The organism is Streptomyces nojiriensis (assembly GCF_017639205.1).
Classification (GTDB): domain Bacteria; phylum Actinomycetota; class Actinomycetes; order Streptomycetales; family Streptomycetaceae; genus Streptomyces; species Streptomyces nojiriensis.
In genome coordinates, this window is the sequence record NZ_CP071139.1 from 5,688,922 (window position 1) to 5,705,841 (window position 16,920).

A 16,920-nucleotide genomic window follows, 5' to 3' on the forward strand; every position below is an offset into this window, starting at 1 on the left:
GGGCTGGAGGGGTGTCGGCGGGGCTGGAGGGGTGTCGGCAGGGCTGGAGTGGGGACGCCCCCGGCGGGGCCGGGGGCGGTTGCGGCAGTCCTCGGGCGGTTTGCCGTGGCTACGGCAGGTAGCGCTCGATGACCTGCGGGCCCTCCTTCTCCATGAGCTTCCGGGCCTTCTCGATCCGCTCCGGAGTCGGGTCGTGGCCGGTCACCATCACGAGGTCCTCGGGGTCGTACGGCCGTTCCCCGCCCGTGAAGAGCCGGTCCGACCGTGTGGGCTGCTCGTCGGGTTCACTGACCATCGCGTACCTCCTACGGTTTCCCCTGGCCCCATCCTCCGGCCGCCGCCCCATGAACGCACCTCGACCGTGCGCGGGCCGCCGGACGGCCCCGGGCATAACACCGGGGCAGGGGTCAACCGGCAGCTCCCGTACGACGGTTCGGATTTCTACGGTTTCCGCAGACCCCCACCGGAAACCGAGGAGATCCCCCATGCCCAAGCGACACGCCCGCGCGGCGTGTACCGCCCTGGCCGCCGCCGGGCTGCTGCTGGCCGGGACCGGCGGCGCCATCGCCGATTCCGCCCCCGCCGCGCCCTCCGCGGCGGCCACCCTGCGTACCGCCGACGCCCCGCCCGAGCTGCTCGCCGCGATGCAGCGCGACCTCGGCCTGACCCCCACGCAGGCCAAGGCGCGCCTGGCCCACGAGGCCGAGGCGGGGGCCGCCGCCGCCCGGCTGCGCGACCGGCTCGGCACCGCCTTCGCCGGGGCCTGGGTGGACGGGGCCGACGCCGGCACCCTCACCGTGGCCACCACCCGGGCCGCCGACACCGCCGCGATACGGGCCGGCGGGGCCCGGGCGAAGCTGGTCGGCCGCACCCTGGCCGACCTGGACGCCGCCCGGGCGGCACTGGACCGGGCCGCCGGCCCCGCGACCCCGGTCCGCTACGTCGACCCGCGCTCCAACACCCTCGTCGTCGAGGAGGCCGAGGCGGGGGCGGCGGCCGCGCTGCTGGCCGCCACCGGGACCGACCCGGCCGGTGTCACGGTGGTCCGTACGGCCGGCGCCCCGCGCCCGCTGTACGACCTGCGCGGCGGGGACGCGTACTACATGAACGGCAGCGGCCGCTGCTCCGTCGGCTTCCCCGTCACCAAGGGCTCCGTGAACGGCTTCGCCACCGCAGGGCACTGCGGGCGCGCCGGAACCGGCACCAGCGGCTTCAACCAGGTGGCCCAGGGCTCCTTCCAGGCCTCGGTCTTCCCCGGCAACGACATGGCCTGGGTGGCCGCGAACACCCAGTGGACCGCGACCCCGTACGTGAAGGGCAGCGGCGGCGCGAACGTGCAGGTCACCGGCTCGGTGCTGCAGCCGGTCGGAGCCTCGGTATGCCGCTCCGGATCGACCACCGGATGGCACTGCGGCACGATCCAGCAGCACGACACCAGCGTCACCTACCCCGAGGGCACCATCTCCGGCGTGACCCGTACGACCGTCTGCGCCGAGCCGGGCGACTCGGGCGGCTCCTACATCTCCGGGAGCCAGGCCCAGGGCGTCACCTCGGGCGGCTCCGGCAACTGCTCCGGCGGCGGGACCACCTTCTTCCAGCCGCTGAACCCGATCCTGTCCGCGTACGGACTGACCCTCAAGGTCGGCGGCAGCGACCCCGGTCCGGGCCCCGGCCCCGGTGACCCCGAGCCGGGCGGCACTTGGAAGGCGGGCACCGTCTACGCGGCCGGCGCCACCGTCACGTACGGCGGTTCGGCCTACCGCTGCCTGCAGGGCCACCAGGCCCAGACGGGCTGGGAGCCGCCGAACGTCCCGGCGCTCTGGCAGCGGGTCTGACCGGCCTCGCGAGGCCGCGAACCGGTGCCGTGACTGCCAAGGGGGGAGTCACGGCACCACCGCGTGCGCGCGGGACACGGGTCAGACGAGGACCGCCGCCAGCGTGCCGAGCCCGCCGAGGACGGTGAGCAGGGCGCAGATGGACAGGTTCACGATCCGGTGCTCCCAGAAGACCGCGACGAACTCGCGGATGGTGGCGCTCGGCCAGTAGTACTTCGCGGTGGGCGAGCCCAGCACCTGCCCGTTGACGCCGGTCTTGCGGGCCAGCATCGCCGCCCGGAACGCGTGGAAGTTGTTGGTGACCACCACGCACCGGTAGGCCGGGTCGTGCGCCGTCATGATGTTCCGGCTGAAGAGCATGTTCTCCTCGGTCGTGGTGGAGCGGTCCTCCAGCACGACGTGCTGCTCGGGCACGCCCTGCGCGATCAGCCAGTCCGCCATCGCCCGGGCCTCGGAGACCTTCTCGTCCGATCCCTTGCCGCCCGAGACCAGGAGCACCGGCGGCCGGCCGCTCCGGGCCAGCTGGGCCTCGTAGATCTGCTGCCCCTTGCGCAGGCGGGAGGCCAGCAGCGGCGGCACGCGGTCGCCGCCGATCAGGCCCGAGCCCAGCATGACCACGTGGTCGACGTCGCCGCGCACCTTGATCCGGCCGTAGAGGAAGGCGTAGCCGAGGAAGCAGAAGAAGACGAAGGAGACGTAGCCGGCGACCACGGTGACCGTGCCGGCGATGCCGCCGAGGAGGGGGGAGCCGACCACGCCGACGAGGATCAGCAGCGCGAGCAGCGCGAAGATCGTGAGGCCCGTGAGCATCGACAGCAGGTTGGCCGGCCGGAAGCCCTCCTTGCGGATCATGACCATGCCGTTGCGGACGAGGAAGACGCCCAGCCCGAGGAAGCCGAACGCGGGCGAGGCGAAGGCGAGGACGACGACCGTGATCGCCGCCCAGGTGGGCAGTTTGCCCACCTGGAGGAACAGGGCGGAGAACGCGCTGAGGAAAGTCAGCCCCAGGAGCACGGCGTTGCTGAAGCGGCGCCGGTCCTGCCGGACACTGATGCAGAAGGCGAGGAAGAGCACGGCGGCAAGCGCGAAGGCGACCATGCCGCCCATCGTAGATGTCCGATTTACCGAAGATCGCGGGCGGTTCGGCGCACCGCGCGCCCGGCCAGCACGTCCGTCCGGCGTCCGTCGCACAGCACGAAACGCCCGTCGATCAGGACGTGCGGGATCCCGGTCGGCAGCACGCGCGGCCGCTCGTACGTGGACCCGGCCGCGACCGTGTCCGGGTCGAAGAGGACGAGGTCGGCGCGGTACCCCACGCGGACCAGCCCCCGGTCGGGCAGCCGCAGGCGCGCCGCGGGGCGCCCGGCCAGGTGCGCCACGCACTCCTCCAGGGAGAGCAGGCCGAGTTCGCGGACGTAGTGGCCGAGGTAGTGGGGGAAGGTGCCGTAGGCGCGCGGATGCGGTTTCGCGCCCTGGAGGATGCCGTCGGAGCCGCCGGTGTGGACCCGGTGACGCATGATCGCCCGGACGTTCTCCTCGTGGCCGACGTGCTGGAGGACCGTCGGCGCGAGCCGGTCGCCGAGCAGGAGCCCGCGGGCGGTCTCCCAGCCGTCCAGGCGCCTGCCGACGTACGGGCCGTAGGCGGGGTCGGCGGTGCCCGAGATCTCGATGGTCGACCAGTCGACGGGGACCCCGTGGCAGCCGTCGGAGCCCTCGGTCTCCAGCGCGTGGCGGATCCGTTCGGCCTGGGCGTCGTCGCGCAGCCGCGCCAGGACCGCCTCCGGGCCGCCCTCGTGCGCCCAACCGGGCAGGAGCGCGGCGAGGGTGGTGCAGCCGGGGGTGTACGGGTAGCTGTCGAGGGTGATGTCGACGCCCTCGGCCAGGGCCGCGTCGAGCAGGTCGAGCAGTTCGCCGGCCCGGCCCCGGTTCTCGCCGAAGTTCATGGTGGCGTGCGCGAGGTGCAGGGCGCAGCCGGCCTCCCGGGCGAGGGCGACCATCTCGGCGTAGGCGGCCGGCGCGCCCCGGCCGTAACTGCGGTGGTGGGGGCAGTAGTAGCCGCCGTACCGGGCCACGACCCGGCACAACTCGGTCAGTTCGGCCCCGGTGGCGTACATGCCGGGGGTGTAGGTGAGGCCGGAGGACATGCCGACGGCGCCCTCGGCGAGGCCCTCGGCGACGAGCTGCCGCATCCGGTCCAGCTCGGCCGCGGTCGCCGGGCGGTCGTCCCAGCCGAGGGCGTACGCGCGGACCGTGCCCTGGGGGACCAGGTAGGCGGCGTTGACGGCCACGCCCTGACCGCCGTGGGCCCGGTCCAGCCGGTCGAGGTACCCGCCGACCGTGCGCCAGTCGAAGTCGACGTCGTCGCCGGGACCGTTCCAGCCGGCGATGGCGGCCCGGACCTCGCCGAGGGTCCGGTCGTCGACGGGCGCGTACGACAGGCCGTCCTGGCCGAGGACTTCGAGGGTCACGCCCTGCGCCGCCTTCGCGCTGTGGTCCGGGTCGCGGAGCAGGGCGAGGTCGCTGTGGGCGTGCATGTCGACGAAGCCCGGGGCGAGGGCGAGGCCGTGCGCGTCGAGGGTCCGGCGCCCGCCGCCCGGGAGCCGGCCGATCTCGGTGATCCGGCCCTCGTGGACGCCGACGTCGGCGGTGTACGAGGGCCCGCCCGTGCCGTCGACGACGCGGGCCCCCCGGATGACCAGGTCCACCGGCCGGTGCCTAGAAGAAGGTGCGGACGTAGTCGGTGACGGCGCCGTCGGCCTGCACGACCGGGATCAGCGGCCACTTCTCGAAGATCGTGCAGGGGTGGGACATGCCGAGGGCCACCCAGTCGCCCACCTGCACGTCCTCGGCCGAGTCGGTCTCCAGCCAGGCGTGCTGGTCGGACAGCTTGACCACGCGGACGCCGGCGGCGGGGCGCTCCGCGCCGGTGAGGGCGTCGCGGACCAGCTCGGCCTCGGGCAGCCCCAGGTCGTAGGCGATGTCGCGCTTGCCCGCGTTGACGAAGGCCTGGGTGGGGGAGGGGCGGGAGACGACCTGGGTCCACAGCCGGAACGCCGGGCGCAGACCGCCCTCCTCCGGGTGCCGGTTGAAGGGGGTCAGCCGGGTGTACCAGCCGTGGTCGTGGGAGACGTACGCGCCCGAGCGCAGCAGCTTGAGGACCGGGCGGGAGAGCTCCGGGAGCTCGGCGAACACGTCGGCGACCGCGTCGAACCAGGCCGAGCCGCCGGCGCTGACGACGATCTCGTCGAGGTCCGCCGGGAAGCGGCCGGCCTTGTCGAACTCGACGGCGAGCGCGGTGAGCCGGCGCAGGTACGCGTGGACGGAGTCGGGGTCGGCGCCGGGGACCTCGGCCTCGTAGCCGCCCATGCCGACGAGGCGCAGGGTGGCGGTGGCGGCGACCGCGTCGGCGACGGCGCGGCAGTCCTCGTCGCTGCGGGCCCCGGTACGGGCGCCCTCGCCGGCGCCGAGCTCGACGACGACGTCGATGACGGCGGCCGAGTCGCGCAGGGCGCGGTCCATGAGGTGGACCCCGCGGACGGAGTCGACGTAGCAGACGAAGCGGAACTCGGGGTCGGCGGCGAGCTCGCCGGCCACCCAGCGCAGGGCGGCGGGATCGACGAGCTCGTTGGCGAGGAAGATCCGCTGGATGCCGAAGGCGCGGTAGACGCGGGCCTGGTGGGGGACGGCGGCGGTGATGCCCCACGCGCCGTGCTCCAGCTGGCGCCGGAAGAGCTGCGGGGACATGCAGGTCTTGCCGTGCGGGGCGAAGGCCAGGTCGTGACGGGCGGCGTAGGCGCCGAGCGCGGCGAGGTTGTGCTCCAGCGCGTCCGCGTCGAGGGTCAGGACGGGGGTGGTGAAGCCGCCGGTGTACAGGTCGCGGCGCTCGGCGGCGAGCCGGCCGACGGTGAGGCCGTGCGTCTGGGCGTCCGGGGGCAGGCCTTTGAACCGGTGGTCGACCGGCTCGTCGGCGAGGTCCTTGACGGGGTCGCTGTCGCTGGCCATGCGGGGTGCCTCCCGGTTGTGTTGCGTGAGCTGCAACGGCCGTTGCGTGTGCAGCTGCATGCTGTCTAACATCCGTGTGACGCCGGGTCAACGTGCGGCGCCGCTGCCGGGGCTCCGCCCCGGACCCCGCGCCTCAACGCCGGCGGGGCTGGATCTGAGCCGGCGCGAGCCTTGGGGTCCGGCGCAGCCACGTCTAGCCTCGCCGGCGGAGCCGGTGTTTGCAGTGACGGTCACGAAAGGGACGCGGCATGAGCCAGTCCGTGGAACGGGCACTCGCGGTGCTGCCGCTGCTCGCGAAGGGCCCCGCCTCGCTCGGCGACGTCGCCGATGAGCTCGGCGTGCACAAGAGCACCGCGCTGCGCCTCCTGCGCACCCTGAACGAGCGCGGCTTCGTCTACCGCCGGCCCGACGGCCGCTACCGGCTCGGCGCGCAGCTCTTCGCGCTCGCCGCCGAGGCCATCGAGAACCTGGACGTCCGGGAGATCGCGCACCCCCACCTCGTCGAGCTGAACCGGGCCACCGGGCACACCGTTCATCTCGCCCTCCACCAGGACGACGAGGTCGTGTACGTCGACAAGGTCGACAGCCGCTACCCGGTCCGCATGTACTCCCGCATCGGCAGGCCCGTGCCCCTCACGGTCGCCGCCGTGGCCAAGCTGCTCCTCGCCGACCTGCCCGAAGCCGAGCTCCGGGCCCTCGCCGCCCGCATCGACTACCCCCGCTACACCGCCCGCTCCACCCCGGACGCGGCGGCCTTCCTGCGCGAACTGGATCTCGTACGGGAGCAGGGCTGGGCCACCGATCTCGGTGGGCACGAGGAGTCCATCAACTGCCTCGGCGCGCCCGTGCACGGGCCGGACGGGCGGGTCGTCGCGGCGCTGTCGGTCTCCGCGCCCGGTGTGGTCATCCCCGCCGAGGGGCTGCTCGAACTGCTGCCGCAGGTGCTGCGTACCGCCGAAGCCATCAGCCAGGACTACTCAGGAGCACAGGAGAGCGCGTGAGCGAGAAGAGCGTGACCGAGGAGAACGTGACCGAGAAGGTCGCCATCACGCCCGGCACCCACACGACCCCGCCGGCGAGGTTCTCGCACGGCGTGCGGAAGGGGAACATCCTCCAGGTCGCGGGCCAGGTCGGCTTCCTCCCGCACGTGGAGGGGCAGCCGCCCACCCCCGCCGGTCCGGCCCTGCGCGAGCAGACCCTCCAGACGCTGGAGAACGTCCGCTCCGTCCTGGAGGCCGGCGGTGCGGGCTGGGACGACGTGATGATGATCCGCGTCTACCTCACCGACACCGGGCACTTCGCCGAGATGAACGCCCTCTACAACGCCTACTTCGAGGAGCAGGGCCTGAAGGAGGCCCCCGCCGCCCGCACCACCGTGTACGTGGGCCTGCCGGCCGGGCTGCTCATCGAGATCGACGCCCTCGCCGTCCTCGGCTGACGCGCGGGCGGGGCGCCCCCCTGGCGGTGGGGCGCCCCCTTTCACACGCTCACGTGCCGCACGGGGTCACGGCGTCGCGCAGTACTGGGCTTCCTTGCCGATCGAGCGGTACATGCAGTCCGCGTTCTCCAGCAGCTGGAGCACCGCGTCCTTGTTGCGCGCGGTCTCGCGGTCGATGACCTCGTCCGGCGGGTAGAAGCCGCCGCCGCCGCTCTCCGGGTACATCTCGAAGGTGTAGGAGAAGATCTTCTGGTTGCCCCACAGCCAGTCGTCGATCGTCCCGTCCGTGATGTACAGGTCGCTCGACTGCTCCGGCGTGTAGCCGTTGCTCGCCGCCATGCTGGTGCCGATCTTCTTGTAGACGGCGAGGTCGTCGGCGGTCAGACCCGGGGCGGTGTCGTTGTAGGTCCAGCCGAAGGGCCACAGGACGAGCTCGCTGTAGGTGTGGAAGTCGATGGCGGCCTTGATCTGCTGCTTGCCGCCGATGACCCGGCTGCGGACGAAGTCCGCGACGACCTTCACCTCGGGCGCCGACTCGGCGGCCGCGCCCCGGTAGGTCTCGGAGCTCTTGCTGCTGCTGGAGCCGCCGCAGCAGCCCCACTTGTAGTTCCAGTTGCGGTTCTCGTCGGTGCCGACGTAGGAGGACCCGGAGTTCGGCTGCCGGTTCTTGCGCCAGGAGCGGTAGGAGCCGGTGGCGATGTCGTACTCGCCGCCGTCCGGGTTGAGGTCCGGGACGATCCAGATCTCGCGGCCGTTGACGGCGCCCGTGACCCGGGAGTCGGTGCCGTACTTGGAGGTGAACTCCTTGAGCAGGTACAGCGCCATCTCGACGGTCAGGTGCTCGCGGGCGTGCTGGTGGGCGGTGAAGAGCACCTCGGGCTCGGCCTCGTCCGCCGCGACGTTGTCGCTGATCTTGATGGCGAACATGTCCCGGCCCTGGTACGACTTCCCGATCACCTGCTTGCTCGCGATCGCGGGGTACTGCGCGACGAGCTGGTTGATCTCCGCCGTCGCCTCGGCGTAGTTGTGGTACTTCGAGTCCGCCGAGGGGAAGTCCATCGGGCTCGCCGCGATACCGGGCACCGTGCGGTCCGGGGGTCCGGGCAGGGCCGTCAGTTTGTAGCCGAGCTCCTTGAGCTTCTTGGCCTGCATCGTGTCGGCGCTGACCACGACGGTGTGGTCGTCCACCTCGTCGATCGAGACGCCCGTACGGAGCAGGGCGGTGCGGTCGGCGGCGGTGGAGGGGCCGTGGATCCGGTACTGGACGATCGCCTCGTCCTGGGTGGCGGTCGAAGGGGTGGGCGGAGGGGAAGCCGTCGCGCTCATGCCGTAGGCGGGTGCGCCCAGCGCGAGCGCCAGCAGGGCCGCCGTGAGGGCGGCCCTCCGGCGGGTATGGAGCCGCATGCGTTCTCCTGGGTCGGGAGTGTGGGGATAGCCGTGCGGACGCGCACAGCGTGCTCTCGTGGCATGTCCCGGTCAAGGGCCCGCTGTGCAGGCCGTACCGATCCGGCCATCCCCAGACGTACCGCCTACGGCAGCCCGTGAACCTTCGGACCCACCGAGTTGGACCAAGCACTACCCGCCTTGGCGTCCCAGTTGGTCGACCAGGTCATCGCGCCGCGCAGCCCCGGGTAGGTCTTCGACGGCTTGAAGGAGCCGCAGTTCGTTCCCCGGGTCAGGCAGTCCAGGGCGTTGTTGACGATCGTCGGGGACACGTAGCCGCTGCCCGCGCCGCTGGGCGAGGCCGGGACGCCGATGCCCACCTGCGAGGGGTCGAGGCCGCCCTCCAGCTGGATGCAGGCGAGCGCGGTGAGGAAGTCCACCGAGCCCTGGGAGTAGACCTTGCCGTCGCAGCCGTTCATCGAGCCGCTGTTGTAGTACTGCATGTTGACGACGGTGAGGATGTCCTTGATGTTCAGCGCCGTCTTGAAGTACCCGCCCTGCGTGGACTGCATGTCGATCGTCTGCGGGGCCATGGTGATGACGAGCGAGGATCCCGCCTTTGACGACAGCGAGCGCAGGGCCTGCGTCATGTAGGTGGGGTTCAGGCCGTTCTCGAGGTCGATGTCGATGCCCGTGAACCCGTACTCCTGCATCAGGGCGTACGCGGAGTTCGCGAGGTTGTTCGCGGAGGTCGAGTCGTTGACCGTGATGGTCCCCTTCTCGCCGCCGATGGAGAGGATGACCGACTTGCCGGCCGCCTTCTTCGCGGCGATGTCGGCCTTGAACTGGGCGACCGTGTAGCCGCCGAGACCGGCCGAGTCGAGGTTGAAGGTGATGGCGCCGGGCGTGGTGGTGGCGTCCGCGAAGGAGACGGCGATGATGTCGTACTGCGCCGAGACGTCGGAGATCCTCTGGACGGTCGCGCCGTTGTTGAAGTTCTGCCAGTAGCCGGTCAGGGCGTGCTTGGGGACGGCGGGCCCGGGGCCCGGGCCCGGGTCGGTGCCGGTGGTCGTGCCGGTCACCGGGGCGGACTTCGGGCCCTCGCCGGCCGCGTTGTACGCGCTCACCTGGAAGGAGTACGAGGTCGAGGCCGCGAGTCCGGTGATCTGGGTGGAGGCGGCGCCGCCGGTCACCGTCCTGACGCGGACGCCGTCCTGGTACACGTAGTAGCCGGCGGCCGAGCCGACCGCGTTCCACGAAAGGGTGAGGGCGTTCGCGCTCTGGCCGGAAACGGCCGCACCGGCCGGGGCTCCGGGGACCGACGGGCCGGGGTCGGTGCCGCCTCCGCCGTCCGGGCCGAAGACGCTGAACTCGTCGACGACGTAGGCCGGCTGGCCGTACCAGCCGTGCGTGTAGACGGTGACCTGGGTGGTGCTGGGGCCGGTGGTGAAGGTGGTGGAGAGCTTCTGCCAGCCGGCGCCCGACCCGGGCGTCCAGGTGGAGACGTCCTGGGTGCCGGTCCCGGTCGCGCCGAGGTAGACGTAGCTGCCCTGGACCTGCGTGCTCAGCGTGTAGGTCGAGTTCGGCTTGACCGTGACGGTCTGGCTGCAGCGGGCGTTGTCCTGGCCCGCCGGGGTGGCCTTCAGGGCGCCGGATCCGGCGTAGACGGGCGAGGAGACGGAGGCGCCGGTTCCGCCGGTGCAGGACCAGTTGGCGAGACCCGACTCGAAGCCGCCGTTGCGGGCGACGTTCACGTCGGCGGCCTGTGCGGTACCGGCGGCGAGGGCGGACAGGGCGCCCGCGGCCAAGGTGACGGCGATGGGCAGGGCGAGGGAGCGTATGCGGTTCACGTGGGCTCCGGTGGGGGGAGGGAAAGGGGTGTGGAACGAGGCGGACCGCGTGGGGTGGGTCCGACTCGAGGCGTTGGCTGCCAAGTTGGTCCAGACCAATCCCCGTGTCAAGGGTCTTCGCGATGTGGCTTGAAATGGCCCGCTATGCGATCCCTGTTGTCCGGGTTTCCGCCCCCTGTGACACGTGCCGGCAGCACGGGAATCTTCAAGGCCCTGCCCCGCCAGGGGTGACGCGGATATGGTGCTGGAGCAAGGGGGAGCGGGTCGATCGGATGCGGTCGCGCGGTGCGGGCGCGGACGCGGGAAGTCCGCATCGGATCCGCGTCGAGTCCGCGTCGGATCCGTGCCAGGTCCGTGTCGAGCGCGCGTCGAGCACGTGAAGTGCCCGCGGCGCACGGGGCGTACGTACGGGGCGTACGTGGGGGAACGGGGGAATGCGCGTGCCGACCGCCATCGCTGTCACCAGCGCCGATCTGGTACTTCCGGCCCCTGACCGGCACACGCCAGGGGCCGCGTTACTGCACCCGCCCGAGCAGCTCGACCTGGAGTCCGCGCTCGCCGAGACGGGCGCCCTGCTGGAGCGGCACGGCCACCTCGTGGCCCTCGTACCGCCGTGGCTCCCGCGCTCCACCGTCCAGCGCCTGCACACCGTGCGCGCCATCCTGGAAACCGACCGGATCGCGCTCCTCGGCATCGATCTGCCGCCGCTGGGAACGGCCCTGCTGGTGCGTCAGCTGCGCCAGCTCAGCGTCTGTGACTTCAGCCCCGGAATCATCGCCTCCGCAGCCCGGCTGCTGTCCCACTACATCTATGCGGGCGCCCTGCTGGGCTCGGTCGCCAAACTCGACCGGGTCCGGGTCCCGGTGGGACTCGGGGCGCACGCCAGGTCCTGGTCGCCGAGCGCTCAGTTCGCCGTCATGGCCCACCCGAAACCGCACCTGGCGAAACTGGGCGGAGGCGGCGGATCCCAGGGCGGCGCCCACGGCCCCCGCGGCGCGCTGCTGCCGGCCGGCCCCGAGTTCGCCACGCACCTCACCTTCGCCCGCGGCCAGCTCACCTCCGACTGGGTCACGGCCGAACTGGCGCCCGCCTGGCAGGTCCAGGGCGTCCTGGAGAACCCGCTGCCCGCCGCGTCCCCCGGCTGGTGGGGCACCCCGAAGCTCGTCGAGTTCGCCGCCGGCATCCCGGACCTGTCCGTGCTCTACCAGCTCGTCGCCTCCGTCCGCCGGGAGGAGTGCCGCTGGTGCGGCCTCGAACTCATCGGCGACCGCTGCGGCTTCTGCGCGGCACCGCTCACCGCACCGCCGCCGCCCACGAGCGCCGCCCGTTCCAGACCCTGATCACTCGAACGCCCGAATGAATGAAGAACGGCGAGGTAGGTAAGGCCCATGAACTCACGCCAGCGCCGCGGCGTCATCCTGCTGCTCCTGTCGGTCCTGTGCGCGCTCGGGGCCTTCGCCGGAGTCCTCGTGGTGATCGGCGACGTCAACTCCAAGGTCGGCGCCGAGGTCGTCGCGTACCGGGCCAAGGGCGACATAGCCCCGTACAGCCCGCTGGCGGCCGGCCAGTTCGAGGAGGTCAGGATCCCCAAGCGGTGGCTCTCCGACACCGCGGTCACCGACCTCGGCGCGCTCAAGGACAAGATCGCCCTCACCACGCTCAAGAAGGGCTCGCTGCTCCAGGCGGACATGTTCGTCGACCGGCCGCAGCTGCAGCCCGGTGAGCAGGAGATCGCCATCATGATCGACGCGGCCACGGGCGTGGCCGGCAAGATCACCTCCGGCGCCAAGGTGAACATCCTCGCCACCTTCAAGGGCGCCAAGGACGGCGACCCCTCGCGCTCGGTGATCATCGTCGCCAACGCCCGGGTCCTGGGCGTCGGCAAGCTCACGGCCCTGGACAAGGACAGCGACCGCAAGGGCCCCGCCGAGGCCGTCCCGATCACCTTCGCCCTGAGCACCAAGGACACCCAGCGCGTCGCGTACGCCGAGTCCTTCGCGGAGCACGTCCGCCTGGCCCTCGTGGCCCCCGGCACCGACTCGGCGCCCGCCCCGGGCGACCGCACGTACACCCTCGACGGGGACAGGTGAGGCCCGGATGACCACCCGAATCCTCCCCGCGGTCGGCGACGCGGACGCCGCACGCGCCATCGTGACCCTGCTCAGCCAGCTCCCGGCCGCCGAGCCGGCCGCCCCCGTCCCCGACGCGACCACGCTCCTGGACACCCTCGCCCGGCTGGCCGCCGACTCCATCGACGAACTCCCCGAGGTCGTCCTCGTCCACGAGCGGATCGGCCCGGTGCCCGCCCTGGAGCTCATCCGGGAAGTCGCCCTGCGCTTCCCGGCGGTGGGCGTCGTCCTGGTCTCCTCGGACGCCGGCCCGGGCCTCTTCTCCGCCGCCATGGACTCGGGCGCGCGCGGCCTGATCGGCCTCCCGCTCTCCTACGAGGAACTCGCCGCCCGCGTCCAGGCCGCCGCCCAGTGGTCCGTGGGCGTACGCCGCCACCTGGGCGGGGGCGCCGCCGCCGACGTCTTCACGGGCCCCGGCGGCCGGGTGGTCACCGTCGCCGGAGCCAAGGGCGGCGTGGGCACCACCTTCACCGCCGTGCAGTTCGCGCTGGCCGCGGCCGCCTCGGGACGGCGTACCGCACTGGTCGACCTGGACCTCCAGGCGGGCGACGTCGGCTCGTACCTCGACGTGCAGTTCCGGCGCTCCATCGCCGACCTGGCCGGGATCCAGGACATCTCCCCGCGGGTCCTCCAGGACGCCGTCTACGACGACGCCTCGGGCCTCGCGCTGCTGCTGGCCCCGGCGGACGGGGAGCGGGGCGAGGAGGTCGACGACCGGGCCGCCCGGCACATCGTCGGAGCCCTGCGCAGCCGCTACGAACTCGTCGTGGTCGACTGCGGCACCCAGGTCACCGGTGCCAACGCGGCGGCCGTGGAGATGGCGGACGTGGCGGTGCTGGTCACCACCCCGGACGTGGTCGCGGTACGGGCGGCGAAGCGCATGGTCCGGATGTGGGAACGGCTCCAGGTCCGCAAGGCGGAGGACACGGCGATGGTCGTCAACCGCTGGAGCAAGCACACGGAGATCCAGCCCGCCCTGATCGAGAAGATCACCAAGACCCGCGCCACCCGCACCCCGGTCCCGGCCGCCTTCAAGGAGCTCCAGGCCGTGGTCGACGCGGGCCGCGTCCAGGACCTCGACAACCGCTCGACGGTCAAACAGGCCCTGTGGACCCTGGCCGGCGAACTCGGCCTCCTCTCCACCCCGGACACCGCCACGTCCTCCACGTCGCCCGCCACCCCGGGCGCCTCCCTGGCGGTCCGTGCCTCGGGCCCGGTGGCCCGCCTGCGCCGCGGCCGGGAGGGCTGACACATGCCCGCCCGCAGACCGGGGCGCGGGGACCGGGGCCAGGTGGCGATCGAGTTCGTGGGCACGGTCCCGCTGATCCTGCTGCTCGTGGCGGCGGTGTGGGAGTGCGTACTGATCGGGTACGCCTTCTCGCTGGCGGGCAACGCGGCGGACGAGGGGGCGCGGGCGGGGGCGGTGAGCGGGGACTCCAGCCTCTGCGAGGCGGCGGCGAAGAAGCACATCGGGGAGGCATGGAAGCCCCGGGTGAGGTGTGAGAAGTCAGGGGACATCTACCGGGTGAAGGTCACCCTGGGGATCCCGGTCCTCTTCCCGGGCCTTGACTTCGGCGAGATCGACGGCACCGGCGGCGCGGCGTTGGAGAAGGAGGCGAAGTGACATGAGACGGCGACGCATTCGTTCCGACCGGGGCCAAGTGGCCCTGGAGTACATCGGCTTCGTGCCCATCCTGCTGTTCGTCGCGCTGTGCGGGATCCAGCTGGGCTGGGTCGCGTACGTCCACGAGCAGGCGGACACCGCCGCCCGTACGGCGGCGCGCGTGGAGGCCCAGCACCCGGGACGGGGGGAGGCCGCGGGATATGCCGCCATCCGCGAGGGGCTCCCGGCGACGGTGGTCGTGCCCCCGGGAGGCGATGCGGTGACCGCGACCGTGACCATACGGATCAACTCGATCATCCCCGGGCTTCCCGCCGGCGAGGCCAAGGCGACGGCCATCATGCCCAACGACGACCCGAAGGTGACCGGACCATGAGCCTGCGTTCCCGGGTCAACACCCCCGACGACCGCCACAGCCCGCGCGAGGACGGCCGCCTCGTCTCCTCCTACCGCGCCAAGCTGCTGGAGGAGATCGACCTCGCCGAGATGTCCGCGCTCGCACCCGCCGAGCGCCGGGCGCGCCTGGAGCGCGTACTCGGCCACATCATCAGCCGCGAAGGACCCGTCCTCTCCACGGTCGAGCGCGCCCAGCTGATCCGCCGCGTCGTCGACGAGGCCCTCGGGCTCGGCGTGCTCGAGCCGCTCCTCGAAGACGCCTCGATCTCCGAGATCATGGTCAACGGCCCCGACCACATCTACGTGGAGCGCGCCGGCCGGGTCGAACAGCTGCCCATCCGTTTCGCCTCGCACGAGCAGCTGATGCAGACCATCGAGCGCATCGTCTCCACCGTCAACCGGCGGGTGGACGAGGCCAATCCGATGGTCGACGCCCGCCTCCCCAGCGGCGAGCGCGTCAACGTCATCATCCCGCCGCTCTCCCTGACCGGTGCCACCCTCACCATCCGCCGCTTCCCGCGCGCCTTCACCCTGCACGAGATGATCGCCCTCGGCTCGCTCGACGAGCAGATGCTGATCCTGCTCTCCGGCCTCGTGGGGGCGAAGATGAACGTGATCGTCTCCGGGGCCACCGGCACCGGCAAGACCACCCTCCTCAACGCCCTCTCCGGGCTGATCCCCGAGGGCGAGCGCATCATCACCATCGAGGACTCGGCCGAACTCCAGCTCCAGCAGGCCCACGTCATCCGCCTCGAATCCCGCCCCGCGAACGTGGAGGGCAAGGGCCAGATCACCATCCGCGACCTCGTACGCAACTCCCTGCGCATGCGACCCGACCGCATCATCGTCGGCGAGGTCCGCGGCGGCGAGACCCTGGACATGCTCCAGGCGATGTCCACCGGCCACGACGGCTCCCTGGCCACCGTCCACGCCAACAGCTCCTCGGACGCCCTGATGCGCCTGCAGACCCTCGCCTCCATGTCGGAGGTCGAGATCCCCTTCGAGGCGCTGCAGGACCAGATCAACAGCGCGGTGAACGTCATCGTCCAGCTGACCCGTTTCGGCGACGGCTCGCGCCGCATCACCGAGATCTCCGTTCTCGAATCGCACGGCCGCGAAGCCTTCCGGATCACCACGGTCTGCCGCTTCGGGGCCCAGCCGATGGGCGCGGACGGGCGCGTCCACGGCTATTTCGAGTACTACCCGCTGCCCCGCCGGATCGCGGAACGGCTCTACATGAACAACCAACCCATCCCGCAGGCCTTCGGCGTCGCGCCGGAGGACCCCCTGACCGCCCGCATCACCCGGACCGCCCTGTGAACCCACTCATCCTCGCCACCCTCGGCGCCACGCTGCTGGCCTGCGTACTGGTCGTCGCCGGCCTCCAGGCGTACATGGCCGGCCGCGCCCAGCGCGCCGCCCTCATCGAACGCCTCTCGGCGAGTGGTGTCCCGGAGCCCGTCGGCCGCCGCCGCCGCTTCCCGGCGGTCGACCGCCGGCTGCGCAGGACGAGGCTCGGCCGCCGTATCGAGCTGAAGCTGGCGACGACCGGCCTGGACTTCACTCCCGGCGAGTTCTTCGTCTACATGCTGGGATCGATCGCGGGGGTCTGGCTCATCGCGTCCTCCCTCCTCGCACCGTTCTTCGGCCCGGTGGCGGGTGCCATCGGCATCTGGGCGGCGAACGCCTTCCTCAACTGGCAGCGGGCACGGCGTACGGAACGGTTCATCAACCAGCTCCCCGACCTGGCCCGCATCCTCGCCAACGCCACCCAGGCCGGACTGGCGCTGCGCACGGCCATCGGCATCGCGGCCGAGGAGCTGGAGGCACCGGCCGGCGAGGAACTGGCGCGCGTCGCCGACCGCCTCGCCGTCGGCCACTCGATCGACGAGTCCCTCGGCGAACTCACTGAGCGGCTGCCGTCCCGGGAACTGGTCGTCCTGGTCTCCACCCTCGTCCTGTCGGCCCGCGCGGGCGGCGCGATCGTGGACAGCCTGCGCAACCTCACGGTGACGCTGGAGCAGCGCAAGGAGACCCGCAGGGAGATCCGTACGCAGCTGTCCCAGGTGACGGTGACGGCGTACCTGGTCCCCGCCATCGGCCTCGGGTCCCTGCTGCTGGTCGACCTGATGATGCCGGGCGCGCTGGACCGGATGACGGGGGCGTTCATCGGGCAGACGGCCGTCCTGATCGCCCTCGGCCTCTTCGCCCTGGGCTTCGTCCTCATCCGCCGCCTGTCGAAGATCGACGTGTGAGGGGGTGGACG

16 protein-coding genes are annotated in these 16,920 nt (G+C 72.2%); 10 read left to right on the forward strand and 6 right to left on the reverse strand.

Translation table 11 applies throughout. From position 1 onward, the window contains the following. Positions 1-109: 109 nt before the first annotated feature. Entirely contained in the window at positions 110-295 is a 186-nt protein-coding gene (locus JYK04_RS26630; protein WP_030013293.1) for a hypothetical protein, read from the reverse strand. A 190-nt stretch (positions 296-485) separates the two neighbouring features. Between JYK04_RS26630 and JYK04_RS26635 the strand changes: the two genes are divergently transcribed. Then, a complete protein-coding gene (locus JYK04_RS26635; protein ID WP_189732993.1) occupies positions 486-1,835 on the forward strand; it encodes a carbohydrate-binding protein in 1,350 nt (449 codons plus the stop codon). 81 nt (positions 1,836-1,916) lie between these two features. On the opposite strand, the gene JYK04_RS26640 is transcribed toward JYK04_RS26635, so the two are convergent. The 3 genes from JYK04_RS26640 to JYK04_RS26650 are packed head-to-tail and all read right to left on the reverse strand — an operon-like array spanning position 1,917 to position 5,837. After that, a complete protein-coding gene (locus JYK04_RS26640; RefSeq protein WP_189732991.1) occupies positions 1,917-2,933 on the reverse strand; it encodes a YdcF family protein in 1,017 nt (338 codons plus the stop codon). A 23-nt stretch (positions 2,934-2,956) separates the two neighbouring features. After that, positions 2,957-4,540 (reverse strand): N-acyl-D-amino-acid deacylase family protein, encoded by a 1,584-nt coding sequence (locus JYK04_RS26645; protein ID WP_189732989.1) that lies wholly within the window; start codon positions 4,538-4,540, stop codon positions 2,957-2,959. 10 nt (positions 4,541-4,550) lie between these two features. Continuing rightward, positions 4,551-5,837, reverse strand: a complete 1,287-nt coding sequence (locus JYK04_RS26650) for an alanine racemase (protein WP_189732988.1) — start codon at positions 5,835-5,837, stop codon at positions 4,551-4,553. A gap of 248 nt (positions 5,838-6,085) precedes the next feature. Between JYK04_RS26650 and JYK04_RS26655 the strand changes: the two genes are divergently transcribed. Beyond that, entirely contained in the window at positions 6,086-6,838 is a 753-nt protein-coding gene (locus tag JYK04_RS26655; protein ID WP_189732986.1) for an IclR family transcriptional regulator, read from the forward strand. Positions 6,839-6,864: 26 nt separating this feature from the next. Beyond that, entirely contained in the window at positions 6,865-7,275 is a 411-nt protein-coding gene (locus JYK04_RS26660) for a RidA family protein (RefSeq protein WP_189733715.1), read from the forward strand. 66 nt (positions 7,276-7,341) lie between these two features. Here JYK04_RS26660 and JYK04_RS26665 read toward each other — a convergent pair whose 3' ends face one another. After that, complete coding sequence (locus JYK04_RS26665; protein ID WP_189732985.1) at positions 7,342-8,679, reverse strand: M14 family metallopeptidase; 1,338 nt, start codon at positions 8,677-8,679, stop codon at positions 7,342-7,344. Between the two features lie 125 nt (positions 8,680-8,804). Continuing rightward, the gene (locus JYK04_RS26670; protein WP_189732984.1) at positions 8,805-10,508 is read right to left on the reverse strand and encodes a chitinase; all 1,704 of its coding nucleotides are present in this window, start codon (positions 10,506-10,508) and stop codon (positions 8,805-8,807) included. A gap of 434 nt (positions 10,509-10,942) precedes the next feature. Between JYK04_RS26670 and JYK04_RS26675 the strand changes: the two genes are divergently transcribed. Genes JYK04_RS26675 through JYK04_RS26705 form a run of 7 tightly spaced genes read left to right on the forward strand, consistent with a single transcriptional unit; the run spans position 10,943 to position 16,909 of the window. Further along, positions 10,943-11,848, forward strand: coding sequence for a hypothetical protein (locus JYK04_RS26675; RefSeq protein WP_189732983.1), 906 nt, complete (start codon positions 10,943-10,945; stop codon positions 11,846-11,848). Positions 11,849-11,896: 48 nt separating this feature from the next. After that, positions 11,897-12,598, forward strand: a complete 702-nt coding sequence (cpaB, locus tag JYK04_RS26680) for a Flp pilus assembly protein CpaB (RefSeq protein WP_189732981.1) — start codon at positions 11,897-11,899, stop codon at positions 12,596-12,598. A gap of 7 nt (positions 12,599-12,605) precedes the next feature. Then, positions 12,606-13,886 carry a CpaE/TadZ family protein gene (locus tag JYK04_RS26685; RefSeq protein WP_189732979.1) on the forward strand — a complete coding sequence of 427 codons (1,281 nt, stop codon included), beginning with the start codon at positions 12,606-12,608 and terminating at the stop codon, positions 13,884-13,886. 3 nt (positions 13,887-13,889) lie between these two features. Further along, entirely contained in the window at positions 13,890-14,261 is a 372-nt protein-coding gene (locus JYK04_RS26690) for a TadE/TadG family type IV pilus assembly protein (RefSeq protein WP_189732977.1), read from the forward strand. A 1-nt stretch (position 14,262) separates the two neighbouring features. After that, entirely contained in the window at positions 14,263-14,634 is a 372-nt protein-coding gene (locus JYK04_RS26695; protein WP_189732975.1) for a TadE/TadG family type IV pilus assembly protein, read from the forward strand. Continuing rightward, positions 14,631-15,974, forward strand: coding sequence for a TadA family conjugal transfer-associated ATPase (locus JYK04_RS26700; protein ID WP_189732973.1), 1,344 nt, complete (start codon positions 14,631-14,633; stop codon positions 15,972-15,974). The genes JYK04_RS26695 and JYK04_RS26700 overlap by 4 nt, the downstream gene beginning before the upstream one ends. Continuing rightward, positions 15,971-16,909: a type II secretion system F family protein gene (locus JYK04_RS26705; RefSeq protein ID WP_189732971.1), complete on the forward strand. Its 939-nt coding sequence runs from the start codon at positions 15,971-15,973 to the stop codon at positions 16,907-16,909. The genes JYK04_RS26700 and JYK04_RS26705 overlap by 4 nt, the downstream gene beginning before the upstream one ends. Positions 16,910-16,920 lie beyond the last annotated feature (11 nt).

Excerpts from the sequence above, each read along its gene's own strand:
- JYK04_RS26640 (WP_189732991.1), bottom strand. The coding sequence starts at position 2,933 with ATGGTCGCCTTCGCGCTTGCCGCCGTGCTCTTCCTCGCCTTCTGCATC.
- JYK04_RS26695 (WP_189732975.1), top strand. The coding sequence starts at position 14,263 with ATGAGACGGCGACGCATTCGTTCCGACCGGGGCCAAGTGGCCCTGGAG.
- JYK04_RS26700 (WP_189732973.1), top strand. The coding sequence starts at position 14,631 with ATGAGCCTGCGTTCCCGGGTCAACACCCCCGACGACCGCCACAGCCCG.
- JYK04_RS26630 (WP_030013293.1), bottom strand. The coding sequence starts at position 295 with ATGGTCAGTGAACCCGACGAGCAGCCCACACGGTCGGACCGGCTCTTC.
- JYK04_RS26635 (WP_189732993.1), top strand. The coding sequence starts at position 486 with ATGCCCAAGCGACACGCCCGCGCGGCGTGTACCGCCCTGGCCGCCGCC.
- JYK04_RS26685 (WP_189732979.1), top strand. The coding sequence starts at position 12,606 with ATGACCACCCGAATCCTCCCCGCGGTCGGCGACGCGGACGCCGCACGC.
- JYK04_RS26650 (WP_189732988.1), bottom strand. The coding sequence starts at position 5,837 with ATGGCCAGCGACAGCGACCCCGTCAAGGACCTCGCCGACGAGCCGGTC.
- cpaB (WP_189732981.1), top strand. The coding sequence starts at position 11,897 with ATGAACTCACGCCAGCGCCGCGGCGTCATCCTGCTGCTCCTGTCGGTC.
- JYK04_RS26665 (WP_189732985.1), bottom strand. The coding sequence starts at position 8,679 with ATGCGGCTCCATACCCGCCGGAGGGCCGCCCTCACGGCGGCCCTGCTG.
- JYK04_RS26655 (WP_189732986.1), top strand. The coding sequence starts at position 6,086 with ATGAGCCAGTCCGTGGAACGGGCACTCGCGGTGCTGCCGCTGCTCGCG.
- JYK04_RS26675 (WP_189732983.1), top strand. The coding sequence starts at position 10,943 with ATGCGCGTGCCGACCGCCATCGCTGTCACCAGCGCCGATCTGGTACTT.
- JYK04_RS26690 (WP_189732977.1), top strand. The coding sequence starts at position 13,890 with ATGCCCGCCCGCAGACCGGGGCGCGGGGACCGGGGCCAGGTGGCGATC.